The sequence below is a fragment of the Lysobacter rhizosphaerae genome (assembly GCF_054779795.1).
In genome coordinates, this window is sequence record NZ_BAAGXO010000007.1 from 842,079 (window position 1) to 860,379 (window position 18,301).

General features: G+C 68.5%; 15 protein-coding genes. 7 read left to right on the top strand and 8 right to left on the bottom strand.

Going from position 1 to position 18,301, the window contains the following annotated elements:
- The first annotated feature begins 110 nt into the window (after positions 1–110).
- On the top strand, positions 111–3,029 hold the full coding sequence (locus ACYVGE_RS12830; RefSeq protein WP_460730452.1) for a putative bifunctional diguanylate cyclase/phosphodiesterase: 2,919 nt from the start codon (positions 111–113) through the stop codon (positions 3,027–3,029).
- 14 nt (positions 3,030–3,043) lie between these two features.
- Here ACYVGE_RS12830 and ACYVGE_RS12835 read toward each other — a convergent pair whose 3' ends face one another.
- Positions 3,044–3,706, bottom strand: coding sequence for a response regulator transcription factor (locus ACYVGE_RS12835; RefSeq protein ID WP_457097153.1), 663 nt, complete (start codon positions 3,704–3,706; stop codon positions 3,044–3,046).
- Between the two features lie 181 nt (positions 3,707–3,887).
- The gene (locus ACYVGE_RS12840) at positions 3,888–4,652 is read right to left on the bottom strand and encodes a 3-hydroxybutyrate dehydrogenase (protein ID WP_460730454.1); all 765 of its coding nucleotides are present in this window, start codon (positions 4,650–4,652) and stop codon (positions 3,888–3,890) included.
- Between the two features lie 111 nt (positions 4,653–4,763).
- Here ACYVGE_RS12840 and ACYVGE_RS12845 point away from each other — a divergent pair, with 111 nt between their 5' ends.
- From ACYVGE_RS12845 to ACYVGE_RS12860, 4 genes are all read left to right on the top strand, one after another.
- Positions 4,764–6,650, top strand: coding sequence for a 3-hydroxybutyrate oligomer hydrolase family protein (locus ACYVGE_RS12845; RefSeq protein WP_460730456.1), 1,887 nt, complete (start codon positions 4,764–4,766; stop codon positions 6,648–6,650).
- A gap of 105 nt (positions 6,651–6,755) precedes the next feature.
- Entirely contained in the window at positions 6,756–7,193 is a 438-nt protein-coding gene (locus ACYVGE_RS12850) for a rhodanese-like domain-containing protein (RefSeq protein ID WP_460730458.1), read from the top strand.
- 135 nt (positions 7,194–7,328) lie between these two features.
- A complete protein-coding gene (gene secB / locus ACYVGE_RS12855; RefSeq protein ID WP_457097157.1) occupies positions 7,329–7,844 on the top strand; it encodes a protein-export chaperone SecB in 516 nt (171 codons plus the stop codon).
- A gap of 25 nt (positions 7,845–7,869) precedes the next feature.
- The gene (locus ACYVGE_RS12860) at positions 7,870–8,898 is read left to right on the top strand and encodes an NAD(P)H-dependent glycerol-3-phosphate dehydrogenase (protein WP_460730460.1); all 1,029 of its coding nucleotides are present in this window, start codon (positions 7,870–7,872) and stop codon (positions 8,896–8,898) included.
- Between the two features lie 487 nt (positions 8,899–9,385).
- Here ACYVGE_RS12860 and ACYVGE_RS12865 read toward each other — a convergent pair whose 3' ends face one another.
- Entirely contained in the window at positions 9,386–9,967 is a 582-nt protein-coding gene (locus ACYVGE_RS12865) for an outer membrane beta-barrel protein (RefSeq protein WP_460730462.1), read from the bottom strand.
- Between the two features lie 263 nt (positions 9,968–10,230).
- Between ACYVGE_RS12865 and ACYVGE_RS12870 the strand changes: the two genes are divergently transcribed.
- Positions 10,231–11,169: a rhodanese-like domain-containing protein gene (locus tag ACYVGE_RS12870; protein ID WP_460730464.1), complete on the top strand. Its 939-nt coding sequence runs from the start codon at positions 10,231–10,233 to the stop codon at positions 11,167–11,169.
- 225 nt (positions 11,170–11,394) lie between these two features.
- On the opposite strand, the gene ACYVGE_RS12875 is transcribed toward ACYVGE_RS12870, so the two are convergent.
- Complete coding sequence (locus ACYVGE_RS12875; protein ID WP_460730466.1) at positions 11,395–11,928, bottom strand: outer membrane beta-barrel protein; 534 nt, start codon at positions 11,926–11,928, stop codon at positions 11,395–11,397.
- A gap of 437 nt (positions 11,929–12,365) precedes the next feature.
- Here ACYVGE_RS12875 and ACYVGE_RS12880 point away from each other — a divergent pair, with 437 nt between their 5' ends.
- The gene (locus tag ACYVGE_RS12880; RefSeq protein ID WP_460730467.1) at positions 12,366–13,247 is read left to right on the top strand and encodes a right-handed parallel beta-helix repeat-containing protein; all 882 of its coding nucleotides are present in this window, start codon (positions 12,366–12,368) and stop codon (positions 13,245–13,247) included.
- Between the two features lie 22 nt (positions 13,248–13,269).
- Here the strand turns inward: ACYVGE_RS12880 and ACYVGE_RS12885 are convergent, their stop codons facing one another.
- From ACYVGE_RS12885 to ACYVGE_RS12900, 4 genes are all read right to left on the bottom strand, one after another.
- Positions 13,270–14,598 carry a PQQ-dependent sugar dehydrogenase gene (locus ACYVGE_RS12885; protein WP_460730469.1) on the bottom strand — a complete coding sequence of 443 codons (1,329 nt, stop codon included), beginning with the start codon at positions 14,596–14,598 and terminating at the stop codon, positions 13,270–13,272.
- 113 nt (positions 14,599–14,711) lie between these two features.
- The gene (locus tag ACYVGE_RS12890; protein ID WP_460730471.1) at positions 14,712–16,841 is read right to left on the bottom strand and encodes a TonB-dependent receptor family protein; all 2,130 of its coding nucleotides are present in this window, start codon (positions 16,839–16,841) and stop codon (positions 14,712–14,714) included.
- Positions 16,842–16,920: 79 nt separating this feature from the next.
- Positions 16,921–17,280 (bottom strand): VOC family protein, encoded by a 360-nt coding sequence (locus ACYVGE_RS12895; protein WP_460730473.1) that lies wholly within the window; start codon positions 17,278–17,280, stop codon positions 16,921–16,923.
- A gap of 71 nt (positions 17,281–17,351) precedes the next feature.
- Positions 17,352–18,251: a helix-turn-helix transcriptional regulator gene (locus ACYVGE_RS12900; protein ID WP_460730475.1), complete on the bottom strand. Its 900-nt coding sequence runs from the start codon at positions 18,249–18,251 to the stop codon at positions 17,352–17,354.
- Positions 18,252–18,301: the final 50 nt, after the last annotated feature.

An 18,301-nucleotide genomic window follows, 5' to 3' on the forward strand; every position in this document is an offset into this window, starting at 1 on the left:
CGGCGATACTGCACTGCCTAGCCTGCGCCGCTTGGTTGGCGTTCGCGCCAGCCCGATCCTTGGTGCGCTGAGCTGCCAGACGGGCAACCAACGCATCAGGGGGAATTCCAATGGCCGGGCCACAGGTCGGCAACATCCGAACCGTCGAGGACGGCCTGCACCGGGCCGACCTCGCCAGCCGCCTGTTGCGCGCATCCACGCCGGCGGAACTGGCGGCGATCCTGTTTGAAGACCTGCCCCTGCTGTGCGAGCGCGGCGCCAGCCTGCACTGGTCGACCCGCTGGCCGCTGGACATCCGCAGCTACCCGGAATGCCCGGGCGCAGACAGCGTCGAGGCCGCGACGATCGATTTCCTGCGCGAGGCGCGCTGGGGTGCCAGTTCGCCTTCGATGCGGGTGCTGCACGACGACGGTGACTGCACCGTTGCGGTCCTGCAGGGCGTGCCGGAGTGCCCCGAGGTCGACGAGAGCATCTGCGCGCGCCTGGGCGAACTGCTCCGGCTGCAGCGCATGCACGAAAGCCTGGTGCGGCTGGAAGAAGCGGAAAAACTGCAGCGCTCGCTCTACGCCATCGCCGACATGGCCGGTTCCGACCTGGACATGCCGGACATGCTGCGCGGCCTGCATCGCATCGTCGCCGACCTGATGTATGCGGAAAACTTCTACATCGCGCTCTACAACCGCGAGTGCGACAGCCTGCGCTTCCTCTACTTCGCCGACGTGATGGATGCCACGCTGCCGCTGGAGGCCGACGAGGTCCCGCTGGCGCGCATCGAGCGCGGCCTGACCTGGCACCTGATCCACGGCAAGCGCCCGGTGATGGGCTCGGCCGAGGAGGTGCGCCGGCAGTTGTCGGGGCCACTGGTGCTGCACGGCGCCGACAGCAGCGATTGGCTCGGCGTGCCGATGATGCGCGATGGCGCGGTGCAGGGCGTCGTGGTCGTGCAGAGCTACACGGGCGAACGCTGCTACACCACCGCGGAAATGTCGCTGCTGGCGTTCGTCGCCGAACACATCCTCACCGCGCTGGAGCGCAAGCGTGGCCGCGCCGAACTCGAGCAGCGCGTGGTCGAGCGCACCCAGCAGCTGGAACGCGCCAACGGGGAACTTCGCCGCGAAGTCGGCGAACGCGAACGCGGCGAACGCCTGCAGGCCGCGCTTTACCGGATCGCCGCGCTGGCCAGCTTCGACGAGACCAGTGCGGCGTTCTACCGTCACGTGCATGCCATCGTCGGCGAGCTGATCGATGCGCAGAATTTCTACATCGCCCTGCAGTCGCCCGATGGCGAGAGCGTGTGGTTCCCATACGTCGCCGACCAGCGCGAAGGCGAATGGCTGCCACGGCGCGCGGGGCGCGGCCTGACCGAATACGTGCTGCGCAGCGGCCGGCCGCAGCTGATCGACCATCCGCGCGCGCGAGTGCTGGCCGAGGCCGGCGAGATCGACCCCGCCCGGATGGATGAGACCACGCAGGTGTGGCTGGGCGCGCCCCTGCTCGGCGTGGAGGGGGCGATCGGCGTCGTCGCGGTGCAGAGCTATGAAGCCGGACGCACCTACGACGAGCGCGATGCCGAGTTGCTGACCTTCGTGTCGTACCAGATCGCCAGCAGCCTGCAGCGCCGCCATTCGGCCGAACTGCTGCAGCAGGCCAATGCCGAGCTGGAGCAGCGCGTCGAGGCCCGCACCCTCGAGCTGCGCGAACAGATCCGCGTCCGCGAGCAGGTCGAGGCCCAGCTGCAGCACCAGGTGATGCACGATGCGCTGACCCGCCTGCCGAACCGCGTGTACCTGCGCGACCGCATCGAGCACGCGATCGCCCGCGTGCGCCGCGACGGCCGCGACGCCTTCGGCCTGCTCTACATCGACGTCGACCGCTTCAAGGTGGTCAACGACAGCCTCGGCCACGGCGCCGGCGACGAGATGCTGGCCGAGGTGGCGAGCCGTCTGGCCACCTGCGTGCGCGAACCCGACACGGTGGCGCGCCTGGCCGGCGACGAGTTCGTGCTCCTGCTCGAACACGTGGCGCAGCCCGAGACCGCATGCAAGGTGGCGCAGCGCGTGCTGGAAACGCTGGCGGCGCCGATGCAGGTCGCCGGGCGCGAGTTGCGGGTATCGGCGAGCGTCGGCATCGCGCTGGCCAACGGCGCCTGCGAATCCGCCGACCGCATCCTCCACGACGCCGACGCGGCGCTGTACCGCGCCAAGAGCCTGGGCCGCAACCGCTTCGTCCTCTTCGACGATGCCATGCACGAGACCGCGATGGGCGTGCTCGACATGGAGCAGGCGCTGCGCCGGGCACTGGCCCGCGACGAGTTCCTGCCGTACTTCCAACCGCTGGTGCGGCTCGACGACGAACGCATCGTCGGTTACGAGGCCCTGCTGCGCTGGCGGCATCCGCAGCGCGGCATCCTGGCCCCGGTCGATTTCCTCAAGGTGGCCGAGGACAGCGGCCTGATCGAGGCCATCGACTGGCGCCAGTTCCGCCTGGCGCTGGAAGCGGGACGCGAACTGGTGCGCGATGGCAGCTTCATCACGCTCAACGTGTCGCCGCGCCTGTTCCAGTACAACGATTTCGATCGCCGCCTGCTCGCGATGACGCGCGAAGTCGGCTTCGATCCACGCCGGCTGCGCCTGGAAGTCACCGAAGGCACGCTGCTGAGCGATCCCATGGCCATGGCGGCCACGCTGCAGCGCCTGAGCGAGGCCGGCATCGAAGCGGCACTCGACGACTTCGGCACCGGCTACTCATCACTCGGCCACCTGCACCAGTTCCCGCTGAAGATGATCAAGATCGATCGCAGCTTCATCACGCCGTTCGCGGCGGGCGTGGCGCCGCGCAGTTCGGCGGTGATCGAGGCGATCCTGGCGCTGGGCAATGCGCTCGGCGCGGAGATCGTCGCCGAGGGCATCGAGACCGAGTACCAGTGCGAGGTGCTGAAGGCGATGGGTTGCGTGTACGGGCAGGGCTTCCTGTTCGCCCGCCCGGCGCCGGCATCGCACTGGCTGGCGGAAGTTGCCGTGCCCGCCTGACCCCGCGCCCGTGCTTACTCGATCTGCCGCGCCGGATCGCTCAGTTCCAGTTCGCGCAGTACAACGCCCGCCTGGGTGCGGTTGCGCACGCAGAGGCGATCGAAGATGGCGGTGAGGTGCGCCTTCACTGTGCGCTCCTGCACATCGAGGCGGTCGGCGATCTGTTTGTTGAGCAGGCCCTGCGCCACCAGCACCAGCACGCGGAACTGCTGTGGCGACAGGCTGGCCAGGCGCGCGGCGAGGTCGGCGTCGTGTGCCGAGGACCGCGCGCGCGACACCGTCGCGCGCAGTGCGGCCGGCAGCCATTGTTCGCAGGCGAGCACGCTGCGGATCGCCTCGCGCAGTTCGTCCAGCCCTGAACTCTTGGGCAGGTAGCCGGCGGCGCCGTGGTCAAGCGCGCGGCGGATCACGCGCGGATCGTCGTTGGCCGACACCACCACCACGGCGACGCCGGGATGTTGGGCGCGGATCGCGGCGAGGCCGGCGAGGCCGTGGTTGCCCGGCATGTGCAGGTCGAGCAGCACCAGGTCGATGTCGGGTTCGGCCTCGAGCGCGGCGAGCACGCCGTCGAGCGAATCGGCCTCGCGCACGCGCAGGTCGGCGACGGCATCGGCGGCGGCACCGCGCAACGCGGCGCGGAACAGCGGGTGGTCGTCAGCGACTAACAGAGAAGGCATGAAGGCGTCTTTTTTGCCGTCATCCCGGCGAAAGCCGGGATCCATTTCGACTTTGACGTTCGAGTGCCCAACAGACGAGTGCCCAACAGGTACGCGCGAAGGGAAACAGCAACAGCAACATGGTTCCCGGCTTTCGCCGGGATGACGAGCAGGGGCGAGCCTGTGCTCGTCATGAATCCCGTCACTGCACCGTCCACCCGCCATCCACGTCGATGGTGTGGCCGGTGATGTTGCGCGCGTGGTCGGACAGCAGGAAGGCAGTGATCCCGCCGAGTTCCTCGAAGGTGATGAACACGCCCTTCGGCATCGGTTTCAGCATCACCTCGCTGACCACCTGCGATTCGGGGATGCCGCGCGTGCGCGCCTGGTCGGCGATCTGCATGTCGACCAGCGGCGTCTTCACATAGGTCGGGCAGATGGTGTTGATGGTGATGTCGGTGTCGCTGGTTTCCAGCGCGATCACCTTGGAGAAGCCGAGCAGGCCGTGCTTGGCGGCGACGTAGGCGCTCTTGTACGGCGAGGCGACCAGCGAATGGATCGAGCCGATGTTGACGATGCGGCCGAATCCGCGTGCGCGCATGCCCGGCAACACCGCGCGGGTCAGGCGGGCGACACCGACCAGCATGACGTCGACCAGGAATTCCCATTTCGCCATCGGGAATTCCTCCAGCGGCGCGACATGCTGCAGGCCCGCGTTGTTCACCAGCACGTCGACCGGATGCGACAGCGCGGCCAGCGCGGCGGCGATGCTGTCGTCGGAGGTGACGTCGAGTGCGCGCGCCTCGGCGGAGCCGCCGGCGTCGCGCAGCGACTGGGCGACGGCTTCGGCGGCGTCGCGGTTGACGTCGGTGATGACGAGGTGGTGGCCGGCGCGCGCGAGTTCGGCGGCGATGCCGGCGCCGATGCCGCTGCCGGCACCGGTGATGAGGATGCAGCGTGGGGTCATGGGACGACTCAGTGGGGTGCCGGCGAGACTCGTAGACTAGCAAGCGGTTGCCGCGGCCACGTGGTACGAAAGTACGATGCCGCTAGCGGTGCGGCTTGCTAGGGTCGCGGCATGACCCTGCTGCCCGTGCCGTCGAATCCGCACGCCCGCGACGCATCGCGCGGCCGCCACCTTGTTTCCGTGCTGGCGCTCGGCCTGCTGCTGGCCGCCTGCGCCACGCCCAACCGCCACGATCGCGAGCGCGAACCGATGCTGACCACTGCGACGCTGAGCTCCGCCATGCGCGTGACCGAACACCGTGGTGGCGACGACCTGCTCACCGCCGGGCTCGGCCGCGACGGCCTGCGCGCGCCGACGGCGCCTGCCTTCGCCGATCCCGCCCATCCCACCGCGGCCGAACTGCGCCGCCGTGCCATCTGGAGCAACTGGCGTGGCATCGCCGACCTCATGCCCGGCGGCGGCTACGGCGACTGGTATGGCAGCACCGCCGCGGTGCCGGGGCGCGAATTCAGCGCGCTCGCCACCGTGCCCGGCGCGCGCCAGCCGCACCGCGTGCTGCTGCAACTGCCCGATGCCTTCGATGCGGACAGGCCCTGCATCGTGGTGGCCGCGTCGTCGGGCTCGCGCGGCATCTACGGCGCGATCGCCGTGGCCGGTCCCTGGGCGCTGCCGAAGGGGTGCGCGGTGGCCTACACCGACAAGGGCGCGGGCACCGATTACTACGATCTCGATGCCGGGCAGGGCGTGTCGCCCGACGGCACGATCGCGGACAGCGCTGCGGTGCTGGCGTTCAAGCCGGCAACGGCCGCCACGCATGGCGTCGCGTTCAAGCACGCGCACTCGCAGGACAATCCCGAGGCCGACTGGGGCCGGCACGTGAAGCAGGCGGCGGAATTCGCCCTGCTCGCCCTCAACGACGCACTGCCGCACCGCGGCTTCACCTTCGCCAACACGCGCGTGATCGCGGTCGGCATCTCCAATGGCGGCGGTGCGGTGCTGCGCGCGGCGGAACTGGAAGGCACCGGCACCGATCAGGGCTGGCTCGACGCGGTCGTCGCCGGCGAACCCAATGTCAACGTCGCCGGCACGCGACCGCTCTACGACCTCACCACCGAAGCCGCGCTGCTGATGCCCTGCGCCCTGCTCGATCTCGACGGCCTGCCGGCCTCGCCGCTGTCGGCGCAGGCACGCGCGATGGCGCCGGTGCGGTGCGCCGCGCTGGCGGCGGCCGGCGTGCTGCCCGCAGGCGAAGTAAGGGCGCAGGCGCGCGCTGCCCGGGAGGCGCTGCACGCCTCCGGCTGGAGCGAGGCGGCGTTGCGCGCGGGCGCGCTGTCGGTCGACTTCGACCTGTGGCGCGCGGTTGCGGCGACCTATGCCTCCGCCTACGGCCGCTACGGCGCCGGCGAGCATCCTTGCGGCTACGGTTTCGCCGCCCAGAATCCCGACTTCAGCGCGCGCGCGGCGACGGCCAGCGAACGCGCGGCCTGGTGGTCCGATGGCAGCGGCATCCCGCCGGGCGCGGGGGTCGGCCTCATCGACGGCAAACTCGCGGCGCCCGATTTCACCCTTGCCGGCCTGCAATGCCTGCGGGCGTTGTGGACGCAGCCCGGTGGCGACGGCGACCGCGTGCGCCGTGGCGTCGCCGAACTGCGGGCCGGCCTGCCGCGTGCGGGGCTCCCGGTCGTGGTGATCCACGGAGTCGACGACGGCCTGGTGCCGATGGCGTTCACCAGCCAGCCGTGGGTGGCGGCCGCACGGGCCGCGGACCGCGACGTGCGCTACTGGCAGGTGCGGCATGCCCAGCACTTCGACGCCTTCCTCGCACTGCCCGATTACCGCGCGCGCTACGTGCCGCTGCTGCCGTATGTGTACGCCGCGCTCGACCGCGTCGCTGCGCACCTCGACGATCCGGCGCAGCCGTTGCCGGCCAACGCGCTGATCGACAGCGCGCCGGCCGCCGCCCCGTTGACCGCCGCGCAACTGGCGATCCCGCGCTAGGCGCACTCCCGAGGCCAGCAGAGGGGCGCTTTTGCGCCCCCGCAGCGCGTGGGCGACAATCGCCGCCCCTTTCGAACCCGGCTGCGGAATTTAGTGAGCCTTCCCGTGGACTTCCAAGAACTGCTGGCGTTCGCCGAACGCAATCCGATGTTGTCGCTGGCCCTGGTCGGCCTGACCATTGCGATCATCTACACCGAGATCGCGCGCCTGTTCCGCGGCTTCAAGGCGTTGCGCCCGGCCGAACTCACCGCGCTGATCAACCGCGACAACGCGCTGGTGGTCGACCTCTCGCCGAGTGGCGATTTCGAGAAGGGCCACATCGCGGGCAGCAAATCGGTCCAGCTCAGCCAGTTCGATCCGGAGAACAAGCTGCTGACTGCGGCCAAGGCGCTGCCGCTCGTGGTCGTCTGCCGCACCGGCCAGGCCTCGGCAGACGCCGCCAAACGCCTTAAGAAGGCCGGCTTCGAGCAGGTCCACTGGCTCGACGGCGGCATCGCCGCCTGGCAGCAGGCCGACCTGCCGCTGGTGAAGGGCCGCAACTAGCGCGCAACCCTTGCGAACCGCCCGCGGCCGCCCCACGTCGAGTCGTGTGCCTGCCCGGCCAGAGCTGAAACGGCCGTCCCATGCGGCCATGCCATAATCGCCGTCTTTTCCGAAATTCCTGCTGGAGTAACACCGATGTCCGAAGAAATCGCCAACGGCACTGCCACCGAAGCCACCGGACCGGTGTTCACGGTCGAGAAGATCTACGCCAAGGACGTCTCCTTCGAAGTCCCGGGTGCCCCGGCCGTCTACAACGAGCAGACCCAGCCGCAGCTGCAGATGAACCTGCAGCAGGCCGTGCAGCGCCTCAACGAGAACGCCTACGAGGTCATCCTCGGTATCAATCTGACCTGCGCCGTCGGCGACAAGACCATCTATGTCGCCGAAGTGAAGCAGGCCGGCGTGTTCGGCCTGTCCGGCTTCGACGCCGCCACGCTCGACGGCATGCTTGGCGTGCATTGCCCGACCGTGCTGTACCCGTACGCGCGCCAGCTGATCAGCGACTTGATCCAGTCCGGCGGCTTCCCGCCGTTCTTCCTGCAGCCGATCAACTTCGAAGCCCTCTACGCCGAAGGCCTGCGCCAGCGCGCCGCCCAGCAGGCGACCGACGGTTCCAACCTGGCCGGCGCCGAGACCGCCGGCAACGCCTGATCCAGGCCCAGGCTCCGGCCTCCGCGTGGTAGCGCCAGCGCCCGCAACGGTCGCGGTGGTTGGTGCCGGTTCCTGGGGCACCGCACTCGCCGCACTGATCGCCCGGCACGGTTGTACGACCGTGCTGTGGGGCCGCGATGCCACCGGCATCGCGGCGATCAACGCGCACCACGAGAACGCGCGCTACCTGCCGGGCATCGCCCTGCCGGACACGCTGACCGCCACCACCGACCTGGCCGCCTGCGTCGGCGCCGCCGACCTGGTGCTGGTGGTGGTGCCATCGCATGCCTTCGCCGAAACCCTGCGGGCGGTGGCGCCCCACCGGCCCGCGCGTGCGGGCGTGGCCTGGGCAACCAAGGGCTTCGAGCCCGGCAGTGGCCGCTTCCTGCACGAGGTCGCGGCGGACGTACTGGGCGACGACGTGCCGCTGGCCGTGGTCACCGGCCCGTCCTTCGCCAAGGAAGTCGCCCTCGGCTTGCCCACCGCACTGACCGTTCATTCGGACGACGCCGCGTTCGCGCAAGCGGTGGCCGATGTCCTGCACGGTCCCGCCTTCCGCGCCTACACCGGCGACGACATGCTCGGCGCCGAACTCGGCGGCGCCATGAAGAACGTGCTCGCGGTGGCGACCGGCGTGGCGGACGGCATGCAGCTGGGCCTCAACGCACGCGCCGGCCTGATCACCCGCGGCCTCAACGAGATGCTGCGCCTCAACCAGGCGATCGGCGGCAAGGCCGAGACGCTGATGGGCCTCGCCGGCCTCGGCGACCTGGTGCTGACCTGCACCGGCGACCTCTCGCGCAACCGCCGCCTCGGCCTCGCGCTCGGCCGCGGCCAGTCGATCGCCGACGCGGTGCGTGAAATCGGCCAGGTGGTCGAGTCGGTGCAGACCGCCGACGAAGTCATGCGCCAGGCCGCGAAGCACGGCGTCGAACTGCCGATCTCCGGCGGCGTGCAGCGCGTGCTGCACGGCGAACTCACGCCCACCGATGCCCTGCGCCAACTGCTGGCGCGCGAGCAGAAGCCCGAATATCCGGCCGGCCTGTTCGACTGAGCCTGTTCAACCGAGCCGGCGGCTTCCGCTTCAGCGCAGCATGCGCAGCGTGGAACCTTCTGCGCTGACGTGGTGTTCCACCGCGTGTGTCTTTCCCGCCGCCATCGCCGCAATCGCCATCAGCAACAGCGCGAGCCAGTTCCGCATCCGCGACACCCTGAATTCCCTGCGGTCCATCGTCGTCACCCCTGACTAAGCAAACGGCACCGCCGCGCCGCTGCGGACACGCGCGCGCCGCGACCACGCAAGAAAAAAAACCCGGCCAAAGCCGGGCTTTTTCCATTCACGAGTTGCGTAGTTCCACGGCGTTTGTCGCAAGTCATCAACCGCATTGGACAAAAGGAAGCCCGGCAGGACCGGGCTTCAATCCGCGACGTTTTCGGGGGAGAGAGAGACGTCGCGTCTAGCGCTGTGAAGCTGGCGCTATGGAACTGGTACTTAGAGAACGCGCCGGAGGGGAGCGACCGGCCCGTTGCACCCGGGCGGGTTAGAACGTCAGGCGCGGACCGATGAAGTACTGGGTATCGCCGTCGGAGAACTTGACGTCGCCACTCACGCCCCAGTTCTGGTTGAACTTCACCTGCGCGCCGACGCGACCGTAGAAGTCGCCGTCCAAGGTATCAACATCTTGATAGCCGGCGGTGACGTAGCCTTCGAAGTTCGGAGCCAGCGCGCTGCGCACGCCGACTTCGGCGCTGAAGCCGTCGAGACGGTCGCTGAAGTCCTCGACGTCGTAGCTCTCGTAGGCGACGCGGGCAAGCAGGTCGGTGTTGGCCGCGACCGGGTAGTTGTAGCCCAGGCCGACGCGCCACTGGTCGATATCGATGCCCTCGAAGCGAGCGGCGCCGATGGTCACATCGTCGGTCTTCTGGAAGGTGTAGCCGCCGAAGATGTGGAAGTTGTCGGAGATGGCGCCGGAGCCGTTGATGCCGAAGCCGTCGGCATCGTTACTGTCGCTATTGGTGGCGACGTAGCCGCCCTCGACGTAGTTGTAGGACAGGCCCTCGGTGGCGGAAGCGGTGAACGGCAGGGCGGCAAGCAGGGTCAGGGCAAGCAGTTTCTTATGCATGAAGGTCTCAGCCTTTTGGTTTTGTTGTGGGTCCGGAGCTGACTGGGGAATCCGATGTCTCAAGGGCGCCAGATCCGGTCGCGGCCAGTATCCAAGCCCGGTCACAATCCGCGCTTAATAAAGAACTCGTTAGTACAGGAACCATCCAGCTTGGTTGTGGTCCGCATTCACCCGGGCAACACAGCAGGCTGCGAATGGTTCCCTCGCCTGCACTCGCGCTCCCTAAGATGGCCGCACCCGAACGACGCCGGTGAAGAAGGTTCATGGACACGCTGCTGCAGCTGATAGCCACCTACGGATTGCTGGTGGTGTTCGTCAGCGTGTTCCTCGACCAGGGCGGCATTCCGATCCCGGCCTATCCGCCGATCATCGTGACGACGGCGATCACCGTCGATGCGGGTCACAGCGTGTGGCCGGTGCTGTTGGTGGCGACCATCGCCGCGGTGCTCGCCGACTGGCTGTGGTTCCTCGGCGGCCGTCGCCTCGGGGCGAAGCTGGTGCGGCTGATGTGCAAGTTGTCGCTGTCGCCGGATTCGTGCGTGCGCACGACGCGCGGCGCATACGCGCGCTGGGGCATCAGTTCGCTCGCGGTTGCGAAATTCATTCCGGGCTTCGCCGCGGTGGCGACCACGCTCGCCGGCGAAACCGGTACCAGCACGCGCCGCTTCCTGTTGTTCGACGGCATCGGTGCCTTGCTGTGGTCGGGCGTCGCGGTCGCGCTGGGCGTGGTCTTCCATCACGCGGTCGATCGCGTGCTGCTGCAACTGGAGGAGCTCGGCCATTACGCGATTCCGGTATTGCTCGCGCTGGCGGTCGCGTTCGTCATGTGGAAGTGGCTGCGCCGGCGTCACTTTCTGTATCAGCTGCGGATGGCGCGCATTTCCGTCGACGAGTTGCACCAATTGCTGGAAGGCGAACAGCCGCCGCTGGTGCTGGACGTGCGTTCGCCCGACCAGCGTGCGGCCAGCGGTTGGATTCCTGGTGCGATCTTCGCGTTCGCGCCGGGCGACGTCGACATCCCGGTGCAGGACGAAGTGGTCGTCTACTGCGATTGTCCTAACGAGATCTCCGCGGCGGTGCTCGCACGCGAACTGCAGCAACGCGGCTTCCGCCGCGTGCGGCCGCTGGCCGGCGGCTTCGCGGCGTGGAAGGAATCGGGGCGGCAGGTGAATCTCCCGATCTCCGAGCAAATGGCCGCCTGAGCGAAGCAACACAAGAGCGCGGCAAACCGTAGTGCACGGGCAGTCGTGACATGCCGTGAATCCGTCTCATCGTTCACCGCGGACACGCGCTGCGGCGCGTTCTGTGCGGTCGCAACGGCTTTTCACGCGGCACCGCCTGCCCCTCATGCGACGTGGGCGCGTTGAGTAAAAAGAAAGCCGCCGGACGTATCCGGCGGCTCTGCTTCACGACTTCCGTGGAACCGGTCAGAAGTCGAAGCGGACCTGCACCTGGGCGAGATCGACGTCGAGATCCTCGACCTCGAAGCGGCTGTATTCGCCGCGCAGGGCGACGCGATCGGTGAAGCGGTACTGCGCGCCGACGCCGTAGGTGGGATCGCTGCCGCTGTCGTCGTTGTTGCCGGTCAGGCCCGGCAGCGCGGTGTCGAGGTTCCAGCGATGCAGACCAGCCTTGGCGTAGGCCGAGAACTTGTCGGTGATCGGCAGCGTGCCGACGGCGGTCAGGTAGGCGCTGTCGCCTTCCAGGTCGGGACCGACGGTGTCGGACTCGATCTTGCCGAAGTCGACGTAACCGGCTTCGAGGCCGAAGTACTTGTTGAACTGGTAGCCGCCGAAGACGGAGAACGCGGTGTCCTCGTCGTCGTAGGAGCCTTCGTCGACGAACGACTGGCCGACGCCGGCACCGGCGTAGAAGCCCTTGTCCTGCGCCTGGGCGCCGAATGCGGCGGCGCCGAGGGTGGCGGATAGCAGAAGGGTGGAAAGCAGCTTGGTCTTGCGCATGGTTCTTGGGTTCCGTGGGGGATCCGACCGTGGCGGATGCCATCGGCCGGCGCGTGGGTCCGGGCCCATCCCGGACTGCCATCGCAGCGGAACCGTTGTATGGGCCATCACCCATGGAACAATTGCGCAATTCAGGAACTCTTTTTCCCGCCAATGGGATTGACCTCGCGTGACAGGGCCCGCGGGCAAACGAGCCTGACCTTGACGCACTGCTGAAGGCTTTCCTGATCAGCGTAGGCGCTACCCGAAGCGGAGAAATAGCGGCCAAGCGCCTATTCGCCGCCGGGGAGCCGCAGCTTGGACATACATCGGCGCCACGCCGACTTCTCGCGTCGATCACCACGCAGGAACGATGATGTCCTGTTTTCGAGCGACGCTACGGACCAGTTCAATAACGCGGCGTCCTTAACAGCAGCTGGCCTGCCGGGAGCGGGATCATGAAAGCAGTTCACTACATCGCCATTGGCTTGATGGTGGCGGCCAGCACCATCCCTGCATCGGCGCCTGGCGCCCAGAGCCCGACGCCTGCCGCCCGCAAATTCGACCACTGCACCGGCTTCATCGATTCGTTGCCGGTGACCATCTCTACACCAGGCACCTGGTGCCTTCGGCACGACCTCGCCACTGCCATCACCAGCGGCCGTGCGATTACCATCAACAGTAATAACGTCACGATCGATTGCAACCATTTCACGATCGACGGATTGGCGGCGGGCCCCGACTCTCTCGCGGGAGCGATCTTCTCCGAAGACCGCCGGCACATCACGGTACGCCAGTGCAAGATTCGCGGCTTCGGGGCTGGCGTGGACCTGGACGCCAACTTCCTGAGTACCGGAGGCGGCCATCTGGTCGAGGACAACCAGCTCGATCTGAACATCGAGTATGGCCTACAGGTGATCGGCGGCGAGAAGTCCGTAGTGCGACGCAACGTCGTGCGCGACACCGGCCCGTCAAGCTTATTCGCCGCAACCATGATCATGATCGGTTCCATCGACATCATCGACAACACGGTCATCGGCTCAGTCGGAACCGGCATTTTTGCCTATCTCAACACCGCTGGCAGTGTCCGCGGCAACCGCGTTCGCGATGTGGCTCGCGTGGGCATAGCGCTCACTGAAAATGGCGAATCCGTGGTGGTCACCGGGAACCACTTGAATGCCAACCCGGGTCACTCCCCCGGAGGATTCAGCACGATCGGCCTCCGGTGCGGTGAGGCGCCAGGCCCGGTCTTTGCCAACATCATCGTGGGCTTTGATAGCCCGGTCGTGGGCTGCAACGCCTTCGACAACAAGATTGCCCCTCGCAAGGGGCTGGACTGACAAGAAGCCGCTGGAGAAGCGATCAGCGCGCCGGCACGATCCGCCAGATCACGTTGCCGACATCGTCGGCCACCAGCACCGCGCCATGGCTATCCACCGCCACGCCCACGGGGCGCCCATGCGCCTGTCCCTGCTCATCGAGGAAGCCGGTCAGCACGTCCTCGACCGGACCGGACGGCTGGCCCTTGGCGAACGGCACGAACACGACCTTGTAGCCGCTGGGTGGATCGCGATTCCATGAACCGTGCAGGCCGATGAAGGCGCCGTTCGCGTAGCGCCCCGGTAACAACCTGCCGTCGTAGAACGCGAGCCCGAGCGCCGCTACATGCGCGCCCAACGCATAGTCGGGCTTGATCGCGCGCGCCACCAGCGCCGGATCCTGCGGCTCCACGCGCACGTCGACATGGGCGCCGTAATAGCTGTAGGGCCAGCCGTAGAACGCGCCATCGCGCACCGAAGTGAGGTAGTCGGGTACGAGGTCGCTGCCGAGTTCGTCGCGCTCGTTCACCACCGTCCACAACGCACCGCCCTGCGGCTGCCAGGCGAGGCCGACGGGATTGCGCAGGCCGCTGGCGAAGATGCGGCTGGCGCCGGTCTTCACGTCGATCTCCTGGATCGCAGCGCGACCGGCTTCGATCGCCATGCCGTGCTCGGCGACATTGCTGTTGGAGCCGACGCCGACGTAGAGCCTGGTGCCATCCCGGCTGGCGAGCAGGCTCTTGGTCCAGTGGTGGTTGCGCGGCGCACCGGGCAGGTTGGCGAGCTTCACCGGCGCAGCGTCGATGTGGGTGTCGCCGCGGCGATACGGAAAGCGCACCACCGCGTCCGCATTGGCGACGTAGAAATCGTCGCCCACCAGGGCCATGCCGAACGGCGACATGAGGTCCTGCAGGAAAACAGTGCGCGTTTCCGCCACGCCATCGCCGTCGCCATCACGCAACAGCGTGATGCGATTCGGGCTGGGGATCGCGGCGCCCGCCTTCTCGAAGGCCGACTTCATGAAGGCGCCGCGGATCGGATTGGTCGGCGGATCCTCCGTGGGCGGACGATTGGTTTCGGCGACGAGCACGTCGCCGTTGGGCAGCACATACAGCCAGCGCGGATGTTCCAGGCCGGTGGCGAACGCATTCACCGCGAAGCCCGCGCGCGGCGTCGGCGTCGTCCCTTCGGACCAACCGATCGCCTTGGCAACCTTTACCGTGGGAATGAGCGAGGGCTCGGGTGCAGGCAACATCGGATGCGGGCCGGTGTCGGCCCGGGCGGCGAGGTGCGCGGACTGGCCGCAGGCGCTGAGCGCCAGCACGGACAATGCGAACGCGGATGCGCGTGCGAGTCGATGGACACGAAGCATGGAACGGCCTCCAGGCGAAGGACGGCGAAGCACGGCAGGCTCCGCCTGCGGCCGCAGCGTGGGCCAGGTGCTATGAAGTCGGCGTGACCTGGCGTCGCCGCGTGAACGCCGTGTCATCGCGCAGCGTGCCAACGCCATTCGACGCCGGCAGCGAAAGTGCGATCCGCCGCGGGTTCGTAATAGCGGCGACTGCCTTCGTTGACGATCACCGAACCGGCGTAGGCGCGATCGAGCAGGTTGTCGATCGCCAGGAAAAACCGTCCCTCGCCCGCGCGACCGCGATAGCCGTAGCCAGCGCTCGTGCCGACGACGGTGTACGCCGGCGCGCGCTCGTCGTCGACATTGTTCACCGGCACCGCGCCGACATGCTGGGCGTCCAGGCGCAGGTACCAGCCTGTGTCATCGCCCCACTGCAGTGCGGCGTAGGCCGCCGTGCGCGGCACGCCGGGAAGGCGCGTGCCCGCCGCGACTGGCGTGCTGGCCACCGCGCACGGCGTGCCGGTGCAAGTGAGGAAATCGTCGCGGAACGTCGCGTCGAGCCAGGTGAGCGCGAGCTCGCCGCGTACCCGCGCGCCAAGCGGTGCGCGCGCCGACCATTCCGCGCCCTGCCGCCGTGCCGCGCCGGCGTTCTGGAACGTGGTGCGGCCACCGCTGCTGGTAGCGACGGTGAGTTCGTCGCGCGTGTCGGCGCGGAACAGCACGAATTCCGAAGCGGTCTCGCCGCGGCGGAACTTCACGCCCGCCTCGGCACTGCGAGTGCGCGCCGCGCGCAGGGCGAAGTTGGGTCCGCTGCCGCCATCGCTGCGGTAGGCCAGTTCGTTGAACGTGGGTGTCTCGAAACCGCGGCCCCAGGCCGCGAACCATTGCCATTGCGGCGAAGGCTTCCAGCCGATGCCCAGCACCGGCGAGGTCGCGTGGTAACGCACATCGCCGCTGTCATCGGGGTTGTCGACGGTGATGTAGCGGTCGCGCGAATGGAAACGGATGTCGCTGTGGCGCACGCCGGCCATCAGCGACCAGTCAAGGGCCGGATGCCAGGTCGCCTGTACGTACTGGTCGAACGCGCGTACGTCGTCGTCCTGCGACAGTCGCAACGCACCGCGCACGCCCAGCTGCGTGCCGAGGAAGTTCTCGTAGCCATGTCTATCCTGCTGCTGGCGATCGAAGCCGATGCCGGCGACGATCTCGAACGGACGCTGCGCGAGCGTCCCCGCCCACGTCCAGCGCGCGTCCACGCCGGCGTACGGCGCGGACAGGTCGACCACGCCACCGCCGCTGAGCGGATTGGCCTGCGTGGCCACCGGGATCGCGAGGAACTGCGTGGTCTCGCGCTGGCCGGCATAGGCGAGCAGGCGCAACTGCACACGCTCGCCGATGGCATGCGCCAGCGTCGCGCCGATCTGGCCCTGCGACACCGACTTGCGCGTGTTGAAGCGAAGCGCGGCGTCGATGGCCTGGCGTGGGTCGGATTCGAACTGCGCTCGGTCGAGGCCGAGCGGGTCCAGTGCATCCGGCGCCGACAACGCGTTGGCCACCACGGTCAATCGGGTGTCGCCACGCGCGATGTTCACCTTGCCATTGAACAGCGTGCGCTCGGCGCTACTGTGCTCACGGTAGCCGTCGGTGGCGAAATGATTGAGGCCGAGCACGTAATCGACATCACCGTGGGCATCGCGCAGTTCCCCACCGATGCGGCCGCTGCCATCGCTGCCCACGCCCGCCGCCACGCCGATCTCGCGTGGCGCCACTCCGTCGACGGTGAACAACTGCAGCACGCCGCCAGCGGCATTGCCGTAGAGCGCTGAGAACGGTCCGCGCAGCACTTCGATGCGCGCGGCATCCAGTAGCGGAAAATGCGACAGCTGGCCTTGCCCGTCCGGCATCGTCGCCGGGATGCCATCGACATACAGGCGCACTCCGCGGATGCCGAAGGCCGCACGCGTGCCGAAACCGCGGATCGACAACTGTTCGTCCTGGGCGAAGTTCTGCCGCGTGCGTGCGAGCACGCCGGGCACGCCCGGGAGCTGTTCGGCCACGCTTGCGCCGAGCCCGTCGTGGCGCCGGGCGCGCGTGTCGACCACGCTGATCGCCGCCGGCACGTCGTTGGGGTCGTGTGGCGTACGCGTCGCCGTGACCTGTACGCGATCGAGCGTGGTGACGTCCCGTGGCGGCGCGGCCAGCGCCACGCCGCCGACCACCAGCGCGACGCAACCCGTCCATTGGCGAGGATCCGAAAGACGCATGCGCACCCCTTGTCAGGCGCGCGCAGCGTACACCGGCGGCTGGCGGTGCCGCGGTGAACCTCGCGGTGACCCGCGGCGCCTAGGCCATGCACACGGCTTCGACGTTGTTGCCATCCGGATCCATCAGGAACGCGGCGTAATACGTCGGCGCGTAGTCCAGGCGCAGGCCGGGCGCGCCATTGTCGCGGCCGCCATTGGCGAGGCCGGCGGCATGGAAGGCATCGACGGCCTTGCGGTCGCCGGCCTGGAAGGCGACGTGCGAGCCACCCTGCGCCTTCGCGTTCGCATACAGCCATAGTCCGGGTGCGCCCTTGGGCCCGAGGCCGGCGCCGCCGTCGTCGCGCGAATCGAGCACATGCCCGAGCGAGCCGAGTGCGGCCTCGTAGAAACGCACGCTGGCGTCGAGGTTCTTCACTTGCAGTCCGAGGTGGTCGTACATGGCAGCCTCCGTGGTTGGGACGATCAGCATCGCGCCGCGGCGCGCGCGGTTCTTGGAAAAAATTGCGGTGGCTAGTGGCGCCGGCGGCCCAGCCGCCGGCCGAGCAGGGCGATGCGTTCGCGGTCGCCGCGCGCGGCGTTGCGGAAGTGGCGCGGCGGCACTCCCGCCACGCGATGGAAGCTGCGCGTGAAATTCGACAGGTCGGCGAAGCCGGCGTCGAGCGCGACGTCGGTGATCGCACGTCCGTCCTCGGCGAGCATGCGCGCGGCATGGCGCAGTCGCGCGCGCAGCAGGTACTGGTGCGGCGTCACCCCGACCACGCGCGCGAACAGGCGCAGGAAGTGCCATGCACTCAGGCCGGCCTGTTCCGCTGTCGCTTGCAGGTCGATGTCCTCGTGGGCGTGGTCATCGAGCCACAGGGCGCTCTCCACCGCGCGGCGGCGGTCGCGCGCCGTGGCCTGCAACGGCGGGCGGCGGCGCCCGTCGGCGAGCGACAGGTAACGGCCCACCAGCAGCAGGCCGGCTTCGTCCACGCCGAAATCGGTGTCGCCGTCGACGGCGGCCTGCGCCAGTTCGCCCAGCACCATCAGTTCCGGCAGCGGCGGCAGGCCGCCGGCGCGCCAGCGCTGCACGCGCGCGTCGAACTCGTCGACCAGTTCCGGCGCCAGCTTGAACGACAGGCATTCGTCGCCGCCGTGGTGGTGCGCATGCGTGCACTCGAACTCGTCGCCGCAATGGCCGACCAGGACCGAACCGGCGACCAGCTCGAACTCCTCGCCGCGCGCGCGGTAGCCGAAGCTGCCTCGACGCACGTACGACACCGAGGTGAGGTCGTGGCGCTCGACCTGCACCGGCGTGTGCGGGCCCGCCTGGCAGCGGAAGTCGAGCACCGACAGGGCGCCGCGATGCAGCGGCTCGACGTGCATGGCGGTACCGGAGGGAACGGTACCTGTGGGAGCAGGCGTCGGCATGTGGCAAGCCTACGCCCGTGCGCATTACCCGGCAGTGGCGGTCGATGGCG

What these genes read in the sequence shown, in the direction of transcription:
- ACYVGE_RS12895 (WP_460730473.1), bottom strand. Translation starts at nt 17,280, where the DNA reads ATGTACGACCACCTCGGACTGCAAGTGAAGAACCTCGACGCCAGCGTG.
- ACYVGE_RS12880 (WP_460730467.1), top strand. Translation starts at nt 12,366, where the DNA reads ATGAAAGCAGTTCACTACATCGCCATTGGCTTGATGGTGGCGGCCAGC.
- ACYVGE_RS12900 (WP_460730475.1), bottom strand. Translation starts at nt 18,251, where the DNA reads ATGCCGACGCCTGCTCCCACAGGTACCGTTCCCTCCGGTACCGCCATG.
- ACYVGE_RS12840 (WP_460730454.1), bottom strand. Translation starts at nt 4,652, where the DNA reads ATGACCCCACGCTGCATCCTCATCACCGGTGCCGGCAGCGGCATCGGC.
- secB (WP_457097157.1), top strand. Translation starts at nt 7,329, where the DNA reads ATGTCCGAAGAAATCGCCAACGGCACTGCCACCGAAGCCACCGGACCG.
- ACYVGE_RS12890 (WP_460730471.1), bottom strand. Translation starts at nt 16,841, where the DNA reads ATGCGTCTTTCGGATCCTCGCCAATGGACGGGTTGCGTCGCGCTGGTG.
- ACYVGE_RS12870 (WP_460730464.1), top strand. Translation starts at nt 10,231, where the DNA reads ATGGACACGCTGCTGCAGCTGATAGCCACCTACGGATTGCTGGTGGTG.
- ACYVGE_RS12830 (WP_460730452.1), top strand. Translation starts at nt 111, where the DNA reads ATGGCCGGGCCACAGGTCGGCAACATCCGAACCGTCGAGGACGGCCTG.
- ACYVGE_RS12865 (WP_460730462.1), bottom strand. Translation starts at nt 9,967, where the DNA reads ATGCATAAGAAACTGCTTGCCCTGACCCTGCTTGCCGCCCTGCCGTTC.
- ACYVGE_RS12845 (WP_460730456.1), top strand. Translation starts at nt 4,764, where the DNA reads ATGACCCTGCTGCCCGTGCCGTCGAATCCGCACGCCCGCGACGCATCG.
- ACYVGE_RS12835 (WP_457097153.1), bottom strand. Translation starts at nt 3,706, where the DNA reads ATGCCTTCTCTGTTAGTCGCTGACGACCACCCGCTGTTCCGCGCCGCG.
- ACYVGE_RS12885 (WP_460730469.1), bottom strand. Translation starts at nt 14,598, where the DNA reads ATGCTTCGTGTCCATCGACTCGCACGCGCATCCGCGTTCGCATTGTCC.
- ACYVGE_RS12875 (WP_460730466.1), bottom strand. Translation starts at nt 11,928, where the DNA reads ATGCGCAAGACCAAGCTGCTTTCCACCCTTCTGCTATCCGCCACCCTC.